Annotated in this window: 14 protein-coding genes; 4 read left to right on the forward strand and 10 right to left on the reverse strand. The window is 62.4% G+C overall.

Annotation, left to right across the window (positions count from 1 at the left end; translation table 11 throughout):
- Positions 1–15: 15 nt before the first annotated feature.
- Positions 16–2,097, reverse strand: coding sequence for a carboxy terminal-processing peptidase (locus ABRP30_RS06605; protein WP_267821788.1), 2,082 nt, complete (start codon positions 2,095–2,097; stop codon positions 16–18).
- A gap of 142 nt (positions 2,098–2,239) precedes the next feature.
- Here ABRP30_RS06605 and ABRP30_RS06610 point away from each other — a divergent pair, with 142 nt between their 5' ends.
- Positions 2,240–3,202: an NAD(P)H-quinone oxidoreductase gene (locus tag ABRP30_RS06610; RefSeq protein ID WP_349976108.1), complete on the forward strand. Its 963-nt coding sequence runs from the start codon at positions 2,240–2,242 to the stop codon at positions 3,200–3,202.
- Between the two features lie 115 nt (positions 3,203–3,317).
- Here the strand turns inward: ABRP30_RS06610 and ABRP30_RS06615 are convergent, their stop codons facing one another.
- The 6 genes from ABRP30_RS06615 to ABRP30_RS06640 form a co-directional block, all read right to left on the reverse strand.
- Positions 3,318–3,971, reverse strand: coding sequence for an HAD family hydrolase (locus ABRP30_RS06615; protein ID WP_349976037.1), 654 nt, complete (start codon positions 3,969–3,971; stop codon positions 3,318–3,320).
- A 13-nt stretch (positions 3,972–3,984) separates the two neighbouring features.
- Positions 3,985–4,974 (reverse strand): ABC transporter ATP-binding protein, encoded by a 990-nt coding sequence (locus ABRP30_RS06620; protein ID WP_349976038.1) that lies wholly within the window; start codon positions 4,972–4,974, stop codon positions 3,985–3,987.
- A gap of 1 nt (position 4,975) precedes the next feature.
- On the reverse strand, positions 4,976–5,782 hold the full coding sequence (locus ABRP30_RS06625) for an ABC transporter permease (protein ID WP_267821797.1): 807 nt from the start codon (positions 5,780–5,782) through the stop codon (positions 4,976–4,978).
- Entirely contained in the window at positions 5,772–6,611 is an 840-nt protein-coding gene (locus ABRP30_RS06630) for an ABC transporter permease subunit (protein ID WP_267821799.1), read from the reverse strand. Before ABRP30_RS06630 ends, ABRP30_RS06625 begins: the two co-directional genes overlap by 11 nt.
- Positions 6,608–7,414: an alkaline phosphatase family protein gene (locus ABRP30_RS06635; protein WP_046787413.1), complete on the reverse strand. Its 807-nt coding sequence runs from the start codon at positions 7,412–7,414 to the stop codon at positions 6,608–6,610. Before ABRP30_RS06635 ends, ABRP30_RS06630 begins: the two co-directional genes overlap by 4 nt.
- A 109-nt stretch (positions 7,415–7,523) precedes the next feature.
- On the reverse strand, positions 7,524–8,588 hold the full coding sequence (locus tag ABRP30_RS06640; protein WP_349976040.1) for an ABC transporter substrate-binding protein: 1,065 nt from the start codon (positions 8,586–8,588) through the stop codon (positions 7,524–7,526).
- Positions 8,589–8,928: 340 nt separating this feature from the next.
- Between ABRP30_RS06640 and ABRP30_RS06645 the strand changes: the two genes are divergently transcribed.
- Positions 8,929–9,642 (forward strand): UTRA domain-containing protein, encoded by a 714-nt coding sequence (locus ABRP30_RS06645; RefSeq protein ID WP_267821804.1) that lies wholly within the window; start codon positions 8,929–8,931, stop codon positions 9,640–9,642.
- A gap of 27 nt (positions 9,643–9,669) precedes the next feature.
- Here the strand turns inward: ABRP30_RS06645 and ABRP30_RS06650 are convergent, their stop codons facing one another.
- Positions 9,670–11,826 (reverse strand): mechanosensitive ion channel family protein, encoded by a 2,157-nt coding sequence (locus tag ABRP30_RS06650; RefSeq protein ID WP_349976041.1) that lies wholly within the window; start codon positions 11,824–11,826, stop codon positions 9,670–9,672.
- 44 nt (positions 11,827–11,870) lie between these two features.
- Entirely contained in the window at positions 11,871–12,038 is a 168-nt protein-coding gene (locus ABRP30_RS06655; RefSeq protein ID WP_012313193.1) for a hypothetical protein, read from the reverse strand.
- A gap of 210 nt (positions 12,039–12,248) precedes the next feature.
- Here ABRP30_RS06655 and ABRP30_RS06660 point away from each other — a divergent pair, with 210 nt between their 5' ends.
- Positions 12,249–12,680 carry a hypothetical protein gene (locus ABRP30_RS06660; protein ID WP_349976042.1) on the forward strand — a complete coding sequence of 144 codons (432 nt, stop codon included), beginning with the start codon at positions 12,249–12,251 and terminating at the stop codon, positions 12,678–12,680.
- Between the two features lie 51 nt (positions 12,681–12,731).
- The gene (locus ABRP30_RS06665) at positions 12,732–13,538 is read left to right on the forward strand and encodes a hypothetical protein (RefSeq protein WP_349976043.1); all 807 of its coding nucleotides are present in this window, start codon (positions 12,732–12,734) and stop codon (positions 13,536–13,538) included.
- On the opposite strand, the gene ABRP30_RS06670 is transcribed toward ABRP30_RS06665, so the two are convergent.
- A complete protein-coding gene (locus ABRP30_RS06670) occupies positions 13,514–14,803 on the reverse strand; it encodes a M18 family aminopeptidase (protein WP_241802829.1) in 1,290 nt (429 codons plus the stop codon). The genes ABRP30_RS06665 and ABRP30_RS06670 overlap by 25 nt on opposite strands.
- Between the last annotated feature and the right edge of the window lie 291 nt (positions 14,804–15,094).

A 15,094-nucleotide genomic window follows, 5' to 3' on the forward strand; every position in this document is an offset into this window, starting at 1 on the left:
CAGCGCGATGACTGACTACTGCTTGGCTACCTTGGTGCTGGCACTGAGGTAATCGATCAGGATGCGACCCGTCTCGGACAGGTAAGCGTCGTCTTCGGGCTTGGTGTTTTCATCCTCGGTCGGCAGGGCGTCCTCGTCCTCTTTCTTCAGTTCCTTGAGCGGCTCTTCACCCTTGGCCTTGCGGCGGATGTTTTCCAGCGCGAGCTGCTTGGCCTCGATTTCATCGTGGCGGGCGCGGCGGTCCTGCTCGTTGAGGCTGACGGTCTTCTCGTTCATCAGCTTCTGGGTCAGGGCCAGGCGGTCACGGATATAGGTGAACTCCGCGTCCTTGTCGCTGCGCGCTTCATGCTGCGCCTTGAGCTGCGCCAGGAAGGGCTTGAACGGGTCGGCGGCTGGCTTGACCACCGGGCGGATGGTGTCCCACGGCATGGCCTCGGGCAGGGCGCTTTCACCGATTTCCTTGGTGTCGATGATCGACGGGTAATCGATGTCCGGCAGCACGCCCTGATGCTGGGTGCTCTGCCCGGAAACTCGGTAGAACTTCGCCAGGGTCAGTTTCAGCTCGCCATGGTTGAGCGGCTGAATGGTCTGCACGGTGCCTTTACCGAAGGTCTGGCCGCCGATGATCAGCGCGCGGTGATAATCCTGCATGGCGCCGGCGAAGATTTCCGAGGCCGAGGCCGAGAGGCGGTTGACCAGCAGCGCCAGCGGGCCTTTGTAGAAGGCGCCAGGGTTTTCGTCTTCCAGCACGTCCACCCGGCCATCGCTGTTGCGAACCAGCACCGTAGGGCCCTTCTCGATGAACAGGCTGGTCAGCTCGGTGGCTTCTTGCAGGGAGCCGCCGCCGTTGTTGCGCAGGTCGATGACCACGCCGTCGACTTTTTCCTTCTGCAGTTCGGTGAGCAGCTTTTTCACGTCACGCGTAGTGCTCTTGTACTCCGGGTCCCCGGCGCGATACGCCTTGAAGTCCAGGTAGAAGGCCGGAATTTCAATGATCCCCAGCTTGTAGTCACGGCCAGCCTGCTTGAGCTTGAGCACCGACTTCTTGGCCGCCTGCTCTTCAAGCTTGACCGCCTCGCGGGTGATCGACACCACTTTGCTGGTCTGGTCGCTCGGGGCATTGCTGGCCGGGATGATTTCCAGGCGCACGACCGAGCCTTTCGGGCCACGGATCAACTTGACCACTTCGTCCAGCCGCCAGCCGACCACGTCGACCATTTCCTTGTTGCCCTGGGCAACGCCGATGATCTTGTCGGCCGGGGCCACTTGCTTGGTCTTGGCGGCAGGGCCTGCAGGGACCAGGCGCACGATCTTGACCTGGTCATTGTCGCTTTGCAGCACCGCGCCGATGCCTTCGAGCGACAAGCTCATGTTGATGTCGAAGTTCTCGGCGTTGTCCGGCGACAGGTAGTTGGTGTGCGGGTCGTAGGACTGGGCGAATGTATTGATGTACGCCTGGAAGATGTCTTCGGCACGGGTCTGGTCCAGGCGCGACAGCTGGTTCTTGTAACGCTTGGTCAGGGTTTCCTGAATCTGCTTGGGCTCTTTGCCGGCGATTTTCTGGCGCAGCACCTCGTCCTTGACGCGTTTGCGCCACAGGTCGTCCAGCTCAGCCTGGTTCTTCAGCCACGGCGCATCCTTGCGGTCGATCAGCAAGGTTTCCTTGGTGGTGAAGTCCATCTTGTCGACGCCCTTGTTCAGCTCGGCCAGGGCGAAGTCCAGGCGTTGCTTGACGCGGTCCAGGTAGCGCTTGTAGATGGTGAAGCCAGGGTCGAGGTTGCCGCTTTTGAGGAAGTCGTCGAACTGGCGCTTCCACTTGTCGAACTCGGCGATGTCAGCCGCAGTGAAGTAGCTGCGCGCAGGGTCGAGCAGCTTGATGTAGCTGTCGTAGATGATTACCGAACGGGCGTCATCGAGCGGCGGCTTGCTGTAATGGTGGCGTTTGAGCAACTCAACCACATTGAGGCTGGCGACGATTTCGTCACGGTCCGGCTGCAGGCTGTCCCATTTGTTGGCGGCCGACGCATTGCCGCCGAGCGTGAGGCTACCCAGCCCGATCATCAGGGCCAGGGCGGTGCTTGGAAGGAAATGCTTCATGCTGATTCGACGTGGAGGCAATTGATCACGCATAGTAGGCCGTCTTTTCCGTTGCCGGTTCCATGGAGCCGGACAAATACTGCAAAAAGCCAGGGGCGTGGGTACCCCAGGCTCAGTCATGTCAATCAACTATGGAGGCACTGTGAAGGCATTGCAAGGCGAAGACGGACATGTGGAGTGGGTCGGGGCCGAGCGCCCGGCCCTGGATGCCGGCCAGGTACGCATTCGCGTGGCTGCGGCGGGCCTGAATCGGGCCGATCTGCTGCAAATGAAGGGGCTTTATCCGCCACCGCCCGGTGCCAGCCCTTACATGGGCCTGGAATGCGCCGGGGTGGTGGAAGAGGTGGGCGCGGGTGCCGACTGGCGGGTAGGCGACCGAGTGTGTGCGCTGCTGGCCAGCGGGGCCATGGCCGAAGAAGTGGTGGTCGATGCCCGCCATGTGCTGCCAGTGCCCGAGGGCCTGACCTTGCACGAGGCCGCAGCGCTGCCCGAGGTCTATGCCACCGCGTGGCTGAACATTTTCCAGCTGGGCGCAGTGAAAGCTGGCGAGAAGGTGTTGGTACACGCCGGTGCCAGTGGCGTCGGCTCGGCCGCCATCCAGTTGTGCAAGGCGTTCGGCAACCCGGTGTACGTCAGCGTTGGCTCGCAGGAGCGCCTGGCGTACTGCCAGGCACTGGGCGCGACGGGCGGGGTGGTGCGCAACGAAAACCTGGACGCGCTGGAGGGCATGGGCCCGTTCGACGTGATTCTCGACCCGGTGGGCGCCAGCTACGGGCAGCTCAACCTCAAGCTGCTGGCACGCGATGGGCGCTGGGTGATCATCGGCCTGATGGGCGGGCGCACGGTTGAATTGGACCTGGCGCAGGTGCTGGGCAAGCGCCTGGAAATCACCGGCTCCACGTTGCGCAACCGTGACGACGGGTTCAAGGCCGAGCTGCTGCGCGAGCTGCAACAGCAGGTGTGGCCGTTGTTCAGCGAAAAGCGTTTGTCGCCGCAGCTGGTGGACACCTACCCGGTCGAGTTCGCCCAGGCAGCGTATGCCGAACTCGAGAGCAATCAGGTGTCGGGCAAGCTGGTGATGGTGATCGACCCTAGCCTGGCGTGAGATTGCCGGGGCTGCTTTACGGCCCAATCGCGACACCAGCCCGCTGCTGCAAGGGCGTGCAAGCCCCTGCAGCCGCCTTGGGTCGCGATTGGGGCGCAAGGCGCCCCCGCGGCCCTCAAGACCAGCTCAAGATTGGCCAGCCATTCTTCTCGGCATGCTCGCGCAGCACCGCATCAGGGTTTACTGCATGCGGGTGATCCACCTTCAGCAACAACGGCAGATCATTGCGCGAGTCGGAATAGAAGCTCGCCCCCTCCAGGTTTTCCTGCTCCTGGTCCAGCCACTCCAGCAAGCGGGTGATCTTGCCCTCACGGTAAGTCAGCACGCCGTGGGTCTTGCCGGTGTACACCCCGTTCACAGCCTCCAGCTCGATCGCCAGGTACTCGTCCACGCCTAACCGCGCCGCAATCGGCCCGACCAGGTGGGTGCCGGAAGCAGAAATGATCAGGATGCGGTCGCCACGCTTGCGGTGCTCGGCGATGCAGCGGCAGGCATCACCGAAAATGATCGGCTCGATGACGTCCTCCACCCAAGGCTCAACCAGGTGCTCGACTTCTTCCAGGGTGCGCCCGGCAATCGGCTCCAGGCTGAAGGCCATGTACTCCTCCATCCGCAGGTCGCCGTTGCTGTAGGCCTCCATCAGGTCATGGTCGCGGCGCAGGAACTCCTTGCCGTCGACCCAGCCCAGCCGCGCCATCTGCTCGCTCCATAGCGACGCGCAGTCGCCGTGGATCAGGGTTTCGTCCAGATCGAAAATTGCCAGTGCCATGCGTTGAGTCTCCTTAGGCCACTTCCCGTAGCGCCGTGGGGTCGATCGACAAGGATACCCGTTGGCCGTCCGCGTGCAGATCGGCCGATGAGCGATTGAGCACATCCACCACCAGTTCCACGTCACGCACCCGTACCCGGTAGCGGATGACATTGCCGAGCAGGCTGTGGCTGCGCACTTCGCCGTCCCGTTCGCCCTCCAGGCTCAAGGTGATCGACTCGGGGCGAATCGCCAGGCGGCTGGTCACCGGGCGCTGCAGCAGGCGGCTGGCGCTTTGCGGGTCGAGCAGGTTGTAGTTGCCGATAAAGCCGGCGGCGAACAGGTCCACCGGTGCCGTGTAAAGGGTTTCGGCATCGCCGCTCTGGACGATACGCCCCTGGTTCATCAGGAAGATGCGATCAGACATGGTCAGCGCTTCTTCCTGGTCATGGGTAACGAAGATGGTGGTCAGCCCCAACTCGCGCTGAATGGCGCGGATCTGCTCGCGCAGGTGCTTGCGAATACGTGCATCCAGCGCCGACAGCGGCTCGTCGAGCAGCAGCAGGCGTGGGCGGGTGACCAGCGAGCGGGCCAGGGCCACACGCTGGCACTGGCCGCCGGACAGCTGGTGCGGGTAGCGCCCGGCAAAGCTGCCCAGCTCCACCAGGTCCAACGCCTCGCGCACCCGTACCTGCGTGTCACTGGCCTTGACCTTCTGCATGCGCAGGCCAAAGGCGACGTTCTGTTCCACGGTCATGTTGGGGAACAGCGCATAGCTCTGGAACACCATGCCAATGCCGCGCTTTTGCGGGCTCAGCGGCACGATATCCTGCCCATCGAGCAGGATCTGCCCGCCGTCCACCGGGGTCAGCCCGGCGATGCAGCGCAGCAGGGTGGACTTGCCGCAGCCGGAGGGGCCGAGCAGGGTGACGAATTCGCCGCGTTCGATGTGGCAGTCGATATGTTCGAACACCGGGGTCCCGGCATAGCGTTTGTGCAGTTTCTGTACGCTGACGAAGCTCATGTCAGGTCTTGTCCTTGTTCAGGCGGTTGGCGACCCAGGTGAGTACCAGCACGAAGGCGAAGTACGAGATCACCAGCGCGCTGTTGAAGTGGCCGCTGCTGTTGCGCATGTTGTTCAGGTACACCTGCAGGGTTTCGTAGCGCGTGCCGACCAGCAGGTTGGCGAACACGAATTCGCCGAACAGGAACGAGAACGACAGCAGCAGCGCCACCATCAGGCCTTTGCGCAGGTTGGGCAGCACCACCAGGAATGCCGCCTGCCAGGTGCTGGCGCCGAGCAACTGGGCGGCGTCCATCAGGTCGCGCAGGTTGATCGCCTGCAGGTTGTTGGTGATCGCCCGGTACATGAACGGCAGGGCGATGGTGAAGTAGCAGCCGATCAGGATCCACGGCGTGCCGACCATGGCCATCGGCCCGCTGCCGTACAACTGCAGCAGGCCCACCGAGGACACCACTGGTGGCACCGCGAAGGGCAGCAGGATGAGGATGTTCATCAGTGCATCGAGCCTGGGGAAGTGGTAGTGCACCACGAACAGCAGCGGCAGGATCAGCACCACCGACAGTAGCAGCGCGCCCAGGCACACCAGCAGCGACTGGCCGAAGGCCGCGAGAAAGCGCGGCTCGCCCCACAGCGCCACGTACCACTTCAGGGTCAGGCCGCTGGGCAGCAGGCTGGCTGACCAGCTGGTGGCCAGCGAGTAGAGCAGGGTGCCGGCCAGTGGTAGCAGCAAAATGAGAAACAGCAGGTACACCACCACGCGGTGGTAGAGGCTGCCGGCGCTCGGCCTGGTTGAGCGGTTAGCGTGCATGGTAGCTCCGTTTCAGCAGCCATTGATGAACGAGCGTGACCACCGTCATCAAGCCCACCAGCACCATGGCCAGCGCGCTGGCCAGGTTGGGGTCCAGGCTGATGTCACCGGCCACCAGGCCGGCGATGCGGATCGGCAGCACGTTGAAATTGCCGGTGGTCAGCGCATACACCGTGGCATACGCGCCCAACGCGTTGGCCAGCAGGATGACGAAGGTGCCGAGCAGGGCCGGTGTCAGCACCGGCAGGCCGATGTGCCGCCAGTATTGCCAGTGGCTGGCGCCCAGCAACGCGGCCGATTCGCGCCAGTCTTCGCGCAGGGCATCGAAGGCCGGGTAGAGCAGCAGCACGCCCAGGGGGATCTGGAAGTAGGTGTAGACCAGGATCAGGCCGTTGCTGGAGTAGATGCTGAAGTCTTCCAGCAGGCCAATCTGCTTGAGCAGCAGGGTCAGCGCCCCATTGAAACCCAGCAGGATGATGAACGCGAAGGCCAGCGGCACGCCGGCGAAGTTGCTGGTCATGTTGGCGAAGGCGCTGACGAAGTCGCGCAGGCGCGAATCGACCTGGCGCAGCGAGTAGGCACCGAGGGTGGCGATGATGATGCCGAACAGGCTCGACCAGAAGCTGATTTCCAGGCTGCGTTGCAGTGCCTGCAGGTAGAACTTCGAAGCGAACACTTTGCTGAAGTTGGCCAGCCCCCAGCCCGCCTCCGACTGCACGCTGTTGATGGCCACCCAGGCCAGCGGGGCGATCTGGAAGATGACGAAGAACACGGCAAACGGCAGCAGGCAGAGCAAGGCCAGGTAGCGCCCGCGGGCGCCGCCACTCACTTGAGCAGCTCCCGGCAGACCGTCTTGTCGTGGGCAACGCCAAGCAACTCGCAGATGGTGCCGCACAGCTCGGTCTGCAGCGGCTTGGCGGCCGGGTCGAGGCTGAAGGCGTCGCCAAACACGAACAGCGGTACTTCACGCTCCTCGGCCAGCAGGCCGTTGTGCGAACGGTCGTTGTTCATGCCGTGGTCGGCGGTGACCAATACCTGGTAGCCCTCTTCAAGCCAGTGCGGCAGGTAGTCGGCCAGCAGGATGTCGGCGCTGCGCGCAGCGTTGCGGTACTGGCTGCTGTCCAGGCCGTGGCGGTGGCCGGTGTCGTCGATGCTCATCGGGTGCACCAGCAAAAAGTTCGGCGCATGCCGGCGGCGCAGGTACTCGGCGTCGGCCAGCAGGTGCGAGTCGGGGTAACGGTCGTCCCAATAGAACAGGCCATGCTGGATCGGCAGCTTTGGCGCGTGGGTATGGCGGTCGCGCTGCGGGTCGAAAGGCGAGCGGTTGTACAGTTCGCTCATCCAGTGATAGGCCGCCGCCGCGGTGCCCAGGTTGGCCTCGCGGGCGTAGTGGAACACGCTGCGCTGGTTGGACAGGCGGTTGACGTTGTTGTGCACGATGCCGCTGTCGATCGGCGCCACGCCGGTGAGGATGCACTCGTACAGTGGCCGGGACAGCGAGGGCAGCTCGCATTCCACCCGGTACAGCGCGGCGCGGTCGGCTTCGACGTAAGCGTGCAGGTGGCCCATGGCGTGGTGCGCGACCTGGTGGTTGAGGCCGTCGAGCAAGACCAGGATGACGTTGTGTTGCATGGTGGCTCCCAGTGGAGCTGCAAGTTTCAAGCTACAAGCTGCAAGCACACGCCGGCATGTCGATCACCGGCTTGTACTTGCAGCTCGCGGCTTGAAGCCTGAAGCTTCTTCATTCCATCTCGATGATGACTTGCTCCTGCCACATCTGCGGCAGCTTTTTCGAGGTCGTTTCCCATACCTCGGGGTTCTTGATCGGCTGCGCAGCGCCGTACTGCTCATTAGGCAGCAGCTTGGCCTGCACGTCCGCCGGCAGTTTCAGGTGCTCGGCGCGGATCGGCCGGGCATGCCCCTTGGCCAGGTTGATCTGCCCGGCATCGCTGAAGATGTACTCACGCGCAAGCTTGGCCGCATTGGGGTTCTTGGCGTACTTGTTGATGATGGTGGTGTAGCCGGAAATGACCGAGCCGTCCGACGGGATCAGCACTTCGAAGCGTTTCGGGTCGATCTGGTCGCGGTAGCTCAGGCCGTTGAAGTCCCATACCACGCCCACCTCGACCTCGCCTTTCTCCAGGGTCTGGATGGTTGGGTTGGCCAGCGACAGTCGCTTCTGCTGGGCCAGCTTGGTGAACAGCTGAAGGCCCGGGGCGACGTTGCCCTCATCGCCCTTGTAGGCGATGGCTGCGGCCAGCACACCATTGGCGGCCTGGGCGGCAGTGCTGACATCACCGATGGCGACCTTGTACTTGCCCTTTTCCAGGTCGTGCCAGGTTTTAGGGCGTTCTTCTTCCTTCACCAGGTCCTTGTTGATGATGAAGGCGATGGTGCCGGTATACGCCAGCGCCCAGTGCCCATCCTTGTCCTTGGCCCACGCCGGCACCTGGTCCCAGGTGCTTGGCTTGTACGGCTGGCTCACACCCTTGGCCACCGCAATCGGGCCGAAGGCGGCCCCGACGTCACCGATGTCGGCGCTGGCGTTGTCCTTCTCGGCATCGAACTTGGCGATTTCCTGGGCCGAGCTCATGTCGGTGTCGGTGTGCTTGAGGCCGTACTTGCTGGCCAAATCTTCCCAGGTGCCTTTCCAGTTGGCCCAGGCATCGGGCATGCCCACGCTATTGATCGTGCCTTCCTTTCGGGCGGCGTCTTCCAGGGCCTTGAGGTCGGTCCCGGCGGCCATGGCCGAGGTACACAGGGCCATGGCCGAGCCCAGCAGTGACGCCATGAACAACTTTTTCATCCGAAGCTCCTTTGGTGGGTGCCTTGCGCGATCGTTGTTATGAGTAAAGCCTTGCTTGGCAAACCTTTGGTCTAGGTCAGCAAACCTTGCGCCAAGGTAGGCCGGTTGCGTGACAATTTGATGTAAGGGAAGGGGTGAACCCGGTGCTGCCGCTTCCTGCGAATACAGCGTAGACCAGATCGCAAGCCCCGATTCACAAGGCTTGGCCCGAATCTGGCAGTGCCCTGATCAAGCGTGCAACGGCGCTTTGTCACAGCATGTTCATCAGCCCTGCCTAGGCTTGCACTATTCTCCAAGTGCCCTGTTCTGGGGCTGGACTAGTCCAGATAGGTAACCCTTGATGCAGTCGACGCCACCGCGTGCGGTAACAGCCATCTGCCATGCCTTGCAGGAGCAGATCGAGCACGGCCTGCTGGCGCCGGGCGGCAAGCTGCCGTCCGAGCGCAAGCTCAGCGAGGTGTTCGATACCACCCGTATCACCCTGCGCGAGGCCCTGGTGCAACTGGAAGCCCAAGGGCTGATCTACCGCGAAGAGCGGCGCGGCTGGTTCGTCGCCCCCGAGCGGCTGACCTACGACCTGATCGAGCGTAGCCATTTTCATGCGATGGTGCGCAGCCAGGGGCGGGTGGCCAGTACCGAACTGCTTTCGGCCCGGTTGCAACCGGCATCGGCGGCCATTTGCGCGCGGCTGCACCTGCCGGCGCTGTCCAGCGTGATCCGCATCTGCCGCTTGCGGCGTATCGATGGGCGGGCGGTGCTGTACGCCGAGCATTACCTCAACCCGCGCTACTTTCCCGAAATCCTCGAACATGACCTGGCGCAGTCGCTGACCGAGATCTATGGGCGGGTCTATGGCATCCGCTATGGGCAGGTGTGCTTTGAAATCCTGCCCACGGCGTTACCCGTGGCGGCGGCGGCGGCCTTGAAGGTGTCCACCGGCAGCCCGGGGCTGCATATCACCCGGGTCAACAGTGACCAGCAGGGGCACCTGATCGACTGTGACCTGGAGTATTGGCGGCATGATGCGATCTGCATCCGCGCCCAGGCGGGCTAGCGGCTGCTCTGCAGGCCCGCGCAGGGGCTAACTGGCAGCGCCGCCGGCCTCTGCCATCGCGCCGCCGCCCGCTGTCACTACCTGCACCGACAAACGTGGCGTGGCCAGGTCCAGCCCTGCGGCATCCAGCTGGCGCTTCAAGGCCAGGTTGAACGCCCGCGACACTTCCCATTGCTTGATGGGCGCGGTCTTGAAGCGCGCCCGCAGAATCGCCGACCCCGACTCGAAACTCTCCACACCTTGCAGCTCCAAGGGTGACCAGATATTGCGGCGCATCAGTGGATCGTTGCGCAGTTTCTGCCCCACTTCGCGGATCAGCGTGATGGCCTGGTCGATGTTCATGCTGTGCGGGATGGCCACCCGGAAGATCGCATAGCCGAACTCGCGCGAGTAGTTCTTGATGCTCTTGATCTCGCTGAACGGGATGGTGTGCACGATGCCATCGATGTCACGCAGGCGCACGGTGCGGATGGTCAGGCCTTCGACGGTGCCCAGGTGGCCGCCCACATCGACATAGTCGTCGATGGCCAGGGAGTCTTCGATGATGATGAACAGGCCGGTGATCAGGTCGGCCACCAGCGACTGCGCGCCGAAACCGATGGCCAGGCCGATCACACCGGCACCGGCCAGCAGCGGCGTGACGTTCATGCCCATGTTCGCCAGGGCGACGATCAGCGCAATGATGAAGATCACCACGAACATCACGTTGCGGATCAGCGGCATCATGGTTTGCGCGCGGGCATTGGCCAGGCCACGGCGTGAACGCACCAGCGCGTGGTGCACGGCCGTGTCGGCCAGGATCCACACCAGCCAGGCGACAATCAGCGTGCCGGCCAGGCCAAGCAGGCGCAGGCTGACTTCATGCCCCTCACCTTCGGCAAAGCTGATCATCGACTGGCCCCACACGCGCAGCCCCAGCTCGATGAACACCAGCCAGATGAACAGGTGCACCAGCATATACCCGAAGTTGCGCAAGCGCTCGGTGTACACCGCCTGACGCTTGCTGGCGCGCTTGGGGTTGGCGGCGTGGCGGCGCACCAGGCCGTTGAGCACCATGCACAGCACCACCAGTACCGTGCACATCAGTGACTGGCGCAGCGCGGTGCTGGTGTCGCCGGCCGACACGAAGGTGGCGAACAGCGAGATCGCCACCAGGATCATCGCCGGTATGTACCAGAAGCTGCCGAGGATTTCGATGGTGTCGCTCAGGGTGCGTCGGGTCAGGCGCCGCGACAGTGGCTGGTTACGGATCAGGTGGGCGATCGGGCGGCGGAAGCGCAGGATGAACAGCCCGGTGCACAGCGCGGCAATCACATTGGCCAGGGTGGCCAGGGTGTGCGCCAGGTGCGTGCCCAGGGCGACGGTCAGGCGCGGGTCGCTCATCGCTTCGCCAAAGGCGGCGAAGCTGCCGATCAGCCACAGCGGCCTGAAGGCCTGGTGGCGCAGGATGTGCAACGCGCGGTGGCGGTGCGGGCCGTCGAGCAGCGAGAAGGCGATCACGCAGATGGCCGAGAAGCAGGTGCCCACCACCAGCGCATAGGCCAGCACCATGGCCATGGACTTGCCGAGCGAGGAGGGCAGGGCAAAGCTCAGGTACACCGTGAACACCAGCGCCACCAGCCAAGGCCCGAGCTTGCGCAGGGCGAAGCGCACCAGGTCCCAGGGGCGCGGGTGCTGTGGCAACTCCTCGGTCAGGCCGAAGCGCACCCGTACACGGTGGCCGATCCAGTTGAACGCATAGGCCAGCAGGCTCCACACGGCGATGATCGCGGCAAAGCCGAACAGGATCGCCGGCCATTGGTGCACGGGCACCACCAGTGCCGCCAGCTCCGCCTGGGCCTGGTCGATTTCCAGCGTCCAGCGGTGGAACGGGCTGGCATCGCCGCTGAACTGCTTTTCGAAATCATGCAGCGCACCGCCTATCAGCCCCAGCACGCCCTGTTCGACGGTGGGTTGCGACTGCTTGGTGGCGTCACGCAGCTTTTTCAGGTCGGCCAGCAGCTTGGCGCGTTGCTGGTCGTTCTCCAGGTTCTTGATCACCTCGTCCAGCGATTTGCCCAACGGCTCGGTGGCTTCCGGCTGGGCCGGCGCACTGGAACCAAGCAGGCCGGGCAGGCCGGCCGCCTGTACCGGGGAGATGAACAGAAACAGCAGCAGGGCAAGGCAACGCAGAAAGGCTGGCACCGGGAAATCTACCTCAGGTCAAACGATTGGCCGAGTGTAGAGGTTTATGTGGGGAGTTTCTCCAGGATCTTCCAGCAGGTGAGGCCGAAGATGCCCAAGGTGCCGATCCACATCATCAGCACACCGACGTCGCGCTCGCGCAGGCTGAAGCCGATGGTCAGCAGCATCAGGAAACCGAACACGGGGACGAACAGGGACAGGAAAGGGGACATGACGGGCGATCCTTCTGCACGTGTGGGGATGCTTTAAGCATAGTGGCTAACTGGCGAAGCGGAATGACATGTATCACATAATGTTTAATCGGTGGGGTTGAAAGTTCATATTTCCTACGCATCTATCGGACCAGTTTCCTACACAGGAACGCATCCATTGGCCGATATAAGATTCACCACGGCGCGTGGGGGTTTTTAGAAGGTTCTACGATGAGTGCACTATCAGTACGCAACAGTTTATCGGTGCTGGCGATGGCAGGGCTGAGCGTTACCGCCCATGCCGAGAATAACTTGGCAACGGTGATTGTCGATAATAAAACAAGTGCCCCAGCCAGTTACACTTATGAGCAGATGTCAGGTACGTCACAGCCGGTGATGGGTGAAGTGAATGCCCGCCAGAATAGAGTGTTTTTAGTGACAAGCTTTGCTGATTCAATATCGGGCATGCGCTTTGTGTACGCATCCGGCAGTAAAAAGTGTCGTTTCTCCGTATCGCATACTGCGCCTCCACCCACCTATATACCTACCTGGAAAAAGGATGCTGTTTCGATCGGGTCCTCGCGCGCAACGTGTACGGTGAAGATGGAGAAGATAGGAACGCAAATGCCTTATCACTACACGGTGAGGTTCACTATTCAATGAACCTCGCGGGGCGCCAGTGAAGGTGCCCTCAATGAGCACCGAGGAACGCCCATGAAAATTTTCAGCGTTAATGCCACACCTGTCGTGCGTCAGGAAAACGTTCAGCCACCGCCCACAAAGTCGGCGCAAGGTACTGCACAACCAGCGTGCAAGGTGAGTTTGTCCGATGAGGCCCTTAATGACGCCAGAAACAAGGACGAGGTTCGAGCACTTCATGCACGGATCTATGGAACACCGTCGCTCGGGGATCGAATCAGTTATAGCTATCGAAGTCGGGGAGAAGAAAAATTCATGAATGAGCCGCCTCCAGAAAATTACACGCCTGAACAGGCTGACCGCCACCGGCAAGCCCTGGATTATCTGGTAGGTATCGAAAAGCGCTCAGGGGTAGAGACTCAGTTTGAGGAAAACCCGTTTTGGGGGTTGGACCGCGCTCATCTAGTGGCTATCGAGCAAGATGAAAACAGTTATACCGAAGTGGAACGTTATGCGGCAGCCAGAGCAAAAACAACATTGGACAATATTTTCTTCACACGTCTCAGCGACCATGCCTATAACACAGGCGACCTACGACCCGTGTTCAAGGGGTATCTTGAGTATCTGGATAACTTGACCGACGTCGAACGCCTTAATTTTCCAGCCGATGAACGTGAACGGGTAGCCGGCCGTTTGGCTCGTGCGCAAAGCGAATCTGGCAGCCTCCCCGAAGGCTTCTCCCTCTGGAAATACATGAACTGGGCCCCTGAAGGCCGCCTCGACCTCGACGCGCTGCTGAACCTCGCGCCTTCGTCGGCACCGCCCGCCGCCACTGAAGGGGCGGGCGATGCAGTAAGTCAGGGCAGTTCGCGGCTGCGGTAGAACGCGGTCAACACCTTCACCAGGTGCGCGAGGTCATGGCTGCCGCACAGTTCACGGATCGAGTGCATGGCAAAGGTCGGCAGGCCGATGTCGACCGTGCGCACGCCAAGGTGGCTGGCGGTGATCGGGCCGATGGTCGAACCGCAACCCATGTCGCTGCGCACCACGAAGCTTTGCACCGGTACTTCTTCGGCCATGCACAGGTGGCGGAAGAACCCGGCGGTTTCGCTGTTGGTGGCATAGCGCTGGTTGTTGTTGACCTTGATCACCGGCCCTGCGTTGAGCTTGGGCCCGTGGTTGCCGTCATGCTTGTCGGCGTAGTTGGGGTGCACCCCGTGGGCATTGTCGGCCGAGACCATGAGCGAGCGCTGGATGGTGCGCACGTAGGTGTCGCCGTCCGGCAGCAGGCGCTGCAGGGTTTGCTCGAGCATCGGGCCGTCGGCGCCGCAGGCCGAGCAACTGCCGACTTCTTCGTGGTCGTTGCACACCAGCACGCAGGTTTCGTCACTGTCAGCGGCCAGCAGCGCCTGCAGGCCGGCGTAGCACGACAGCAGGTTGTCCAGGCGAGCCCCGGCGATGAAATCACCGTTCAGGCCGATCAATGCGGCGTCCTGGGTGTCGTAGAAGCTCAGCTCGTAGTCCAGCACCACATCGGCATTGAGCTGGTGCTCACGGGCCAGCTGCTCGGTGAGCAGGGCGCGGAAGTCGATGCGCTCGTCGCCAGCCACTTGGGCCAGGATCGGCGGCAGTTCGTTCTGTGGGTTGATCTGCCAGCCTTCGTTGGCCGTGCGGTTGAGGTGGATTGCCAGGTTGGGAATGATGGCGATCGGCAGCTTGAAGTCGATCAGCTGGCTTTCGACCTTGCCATCACGCCGGAAGGTCACGCGCCCGGCCAGCGACAGGTCACGGTCGAACCACGGCGCCAGCAGGGCGCCGCCGTACACTTCCACTCCCAGCTGCAGAAAACCTTGGCGCTGCAGCTCTGGCTGCGGCTTGACCCGCAGGCACGGGCTGTCGGTGTGCGCACCGACCATGCGAATGCCACCGAGCAGCGGTGCTTGTTTGCCCAGGTTGATGGCGATTATCGAAGAATCGTTACGGGTGACGTAATAGCGGCCGCCAGGCACCGTGGCCCAACTGTCACGCTCGTCCAGGCGCTGGTAGCCGGCCGCTTCCAGGCGCAGGGCCAGGCTGGCGGTGGCGTGAAAGGGCGTAGGGGAGGCCTTGAGAAAATCAATCAGACCGGTGTTCAGTGCTTCACGCATAACTCACTCCAATTCGAGCTGCAAGCTTGAAGCTTCAAGCCGCAAGCTGCAAGCCTCAAGCCTCAAGCCTCAAGCCGCAAGCCGCAAGCCTCAAGCCTCAAGCCTCAAGCTGCAAGCTGCAAGCAAGAGCAGACCGCGGTGTAAGCTCCAACGCGATCTGCTTTCGCTTGAAGCTTGAAGCTTACCGCTTAAACAGCGCAGGGCACTTGGGCTTCAAGCCACAAGCCGCAAGCAAGAGCAGACCACGGAGTAAGCTCCAACGCGATCTGCTTTTACTTGCAGCTTGTAGCT

Source organism: Pseudomonas sp. WHRI 8519, from assembly GCF_040224055.2.
Lineage (GTDB): Bacteria > Pseudomonadota > Gammaproteobacteria > Pseudomonadales > Pseudomonadaceae > Aquipseudomonas > Aquipseudomonas putida_X.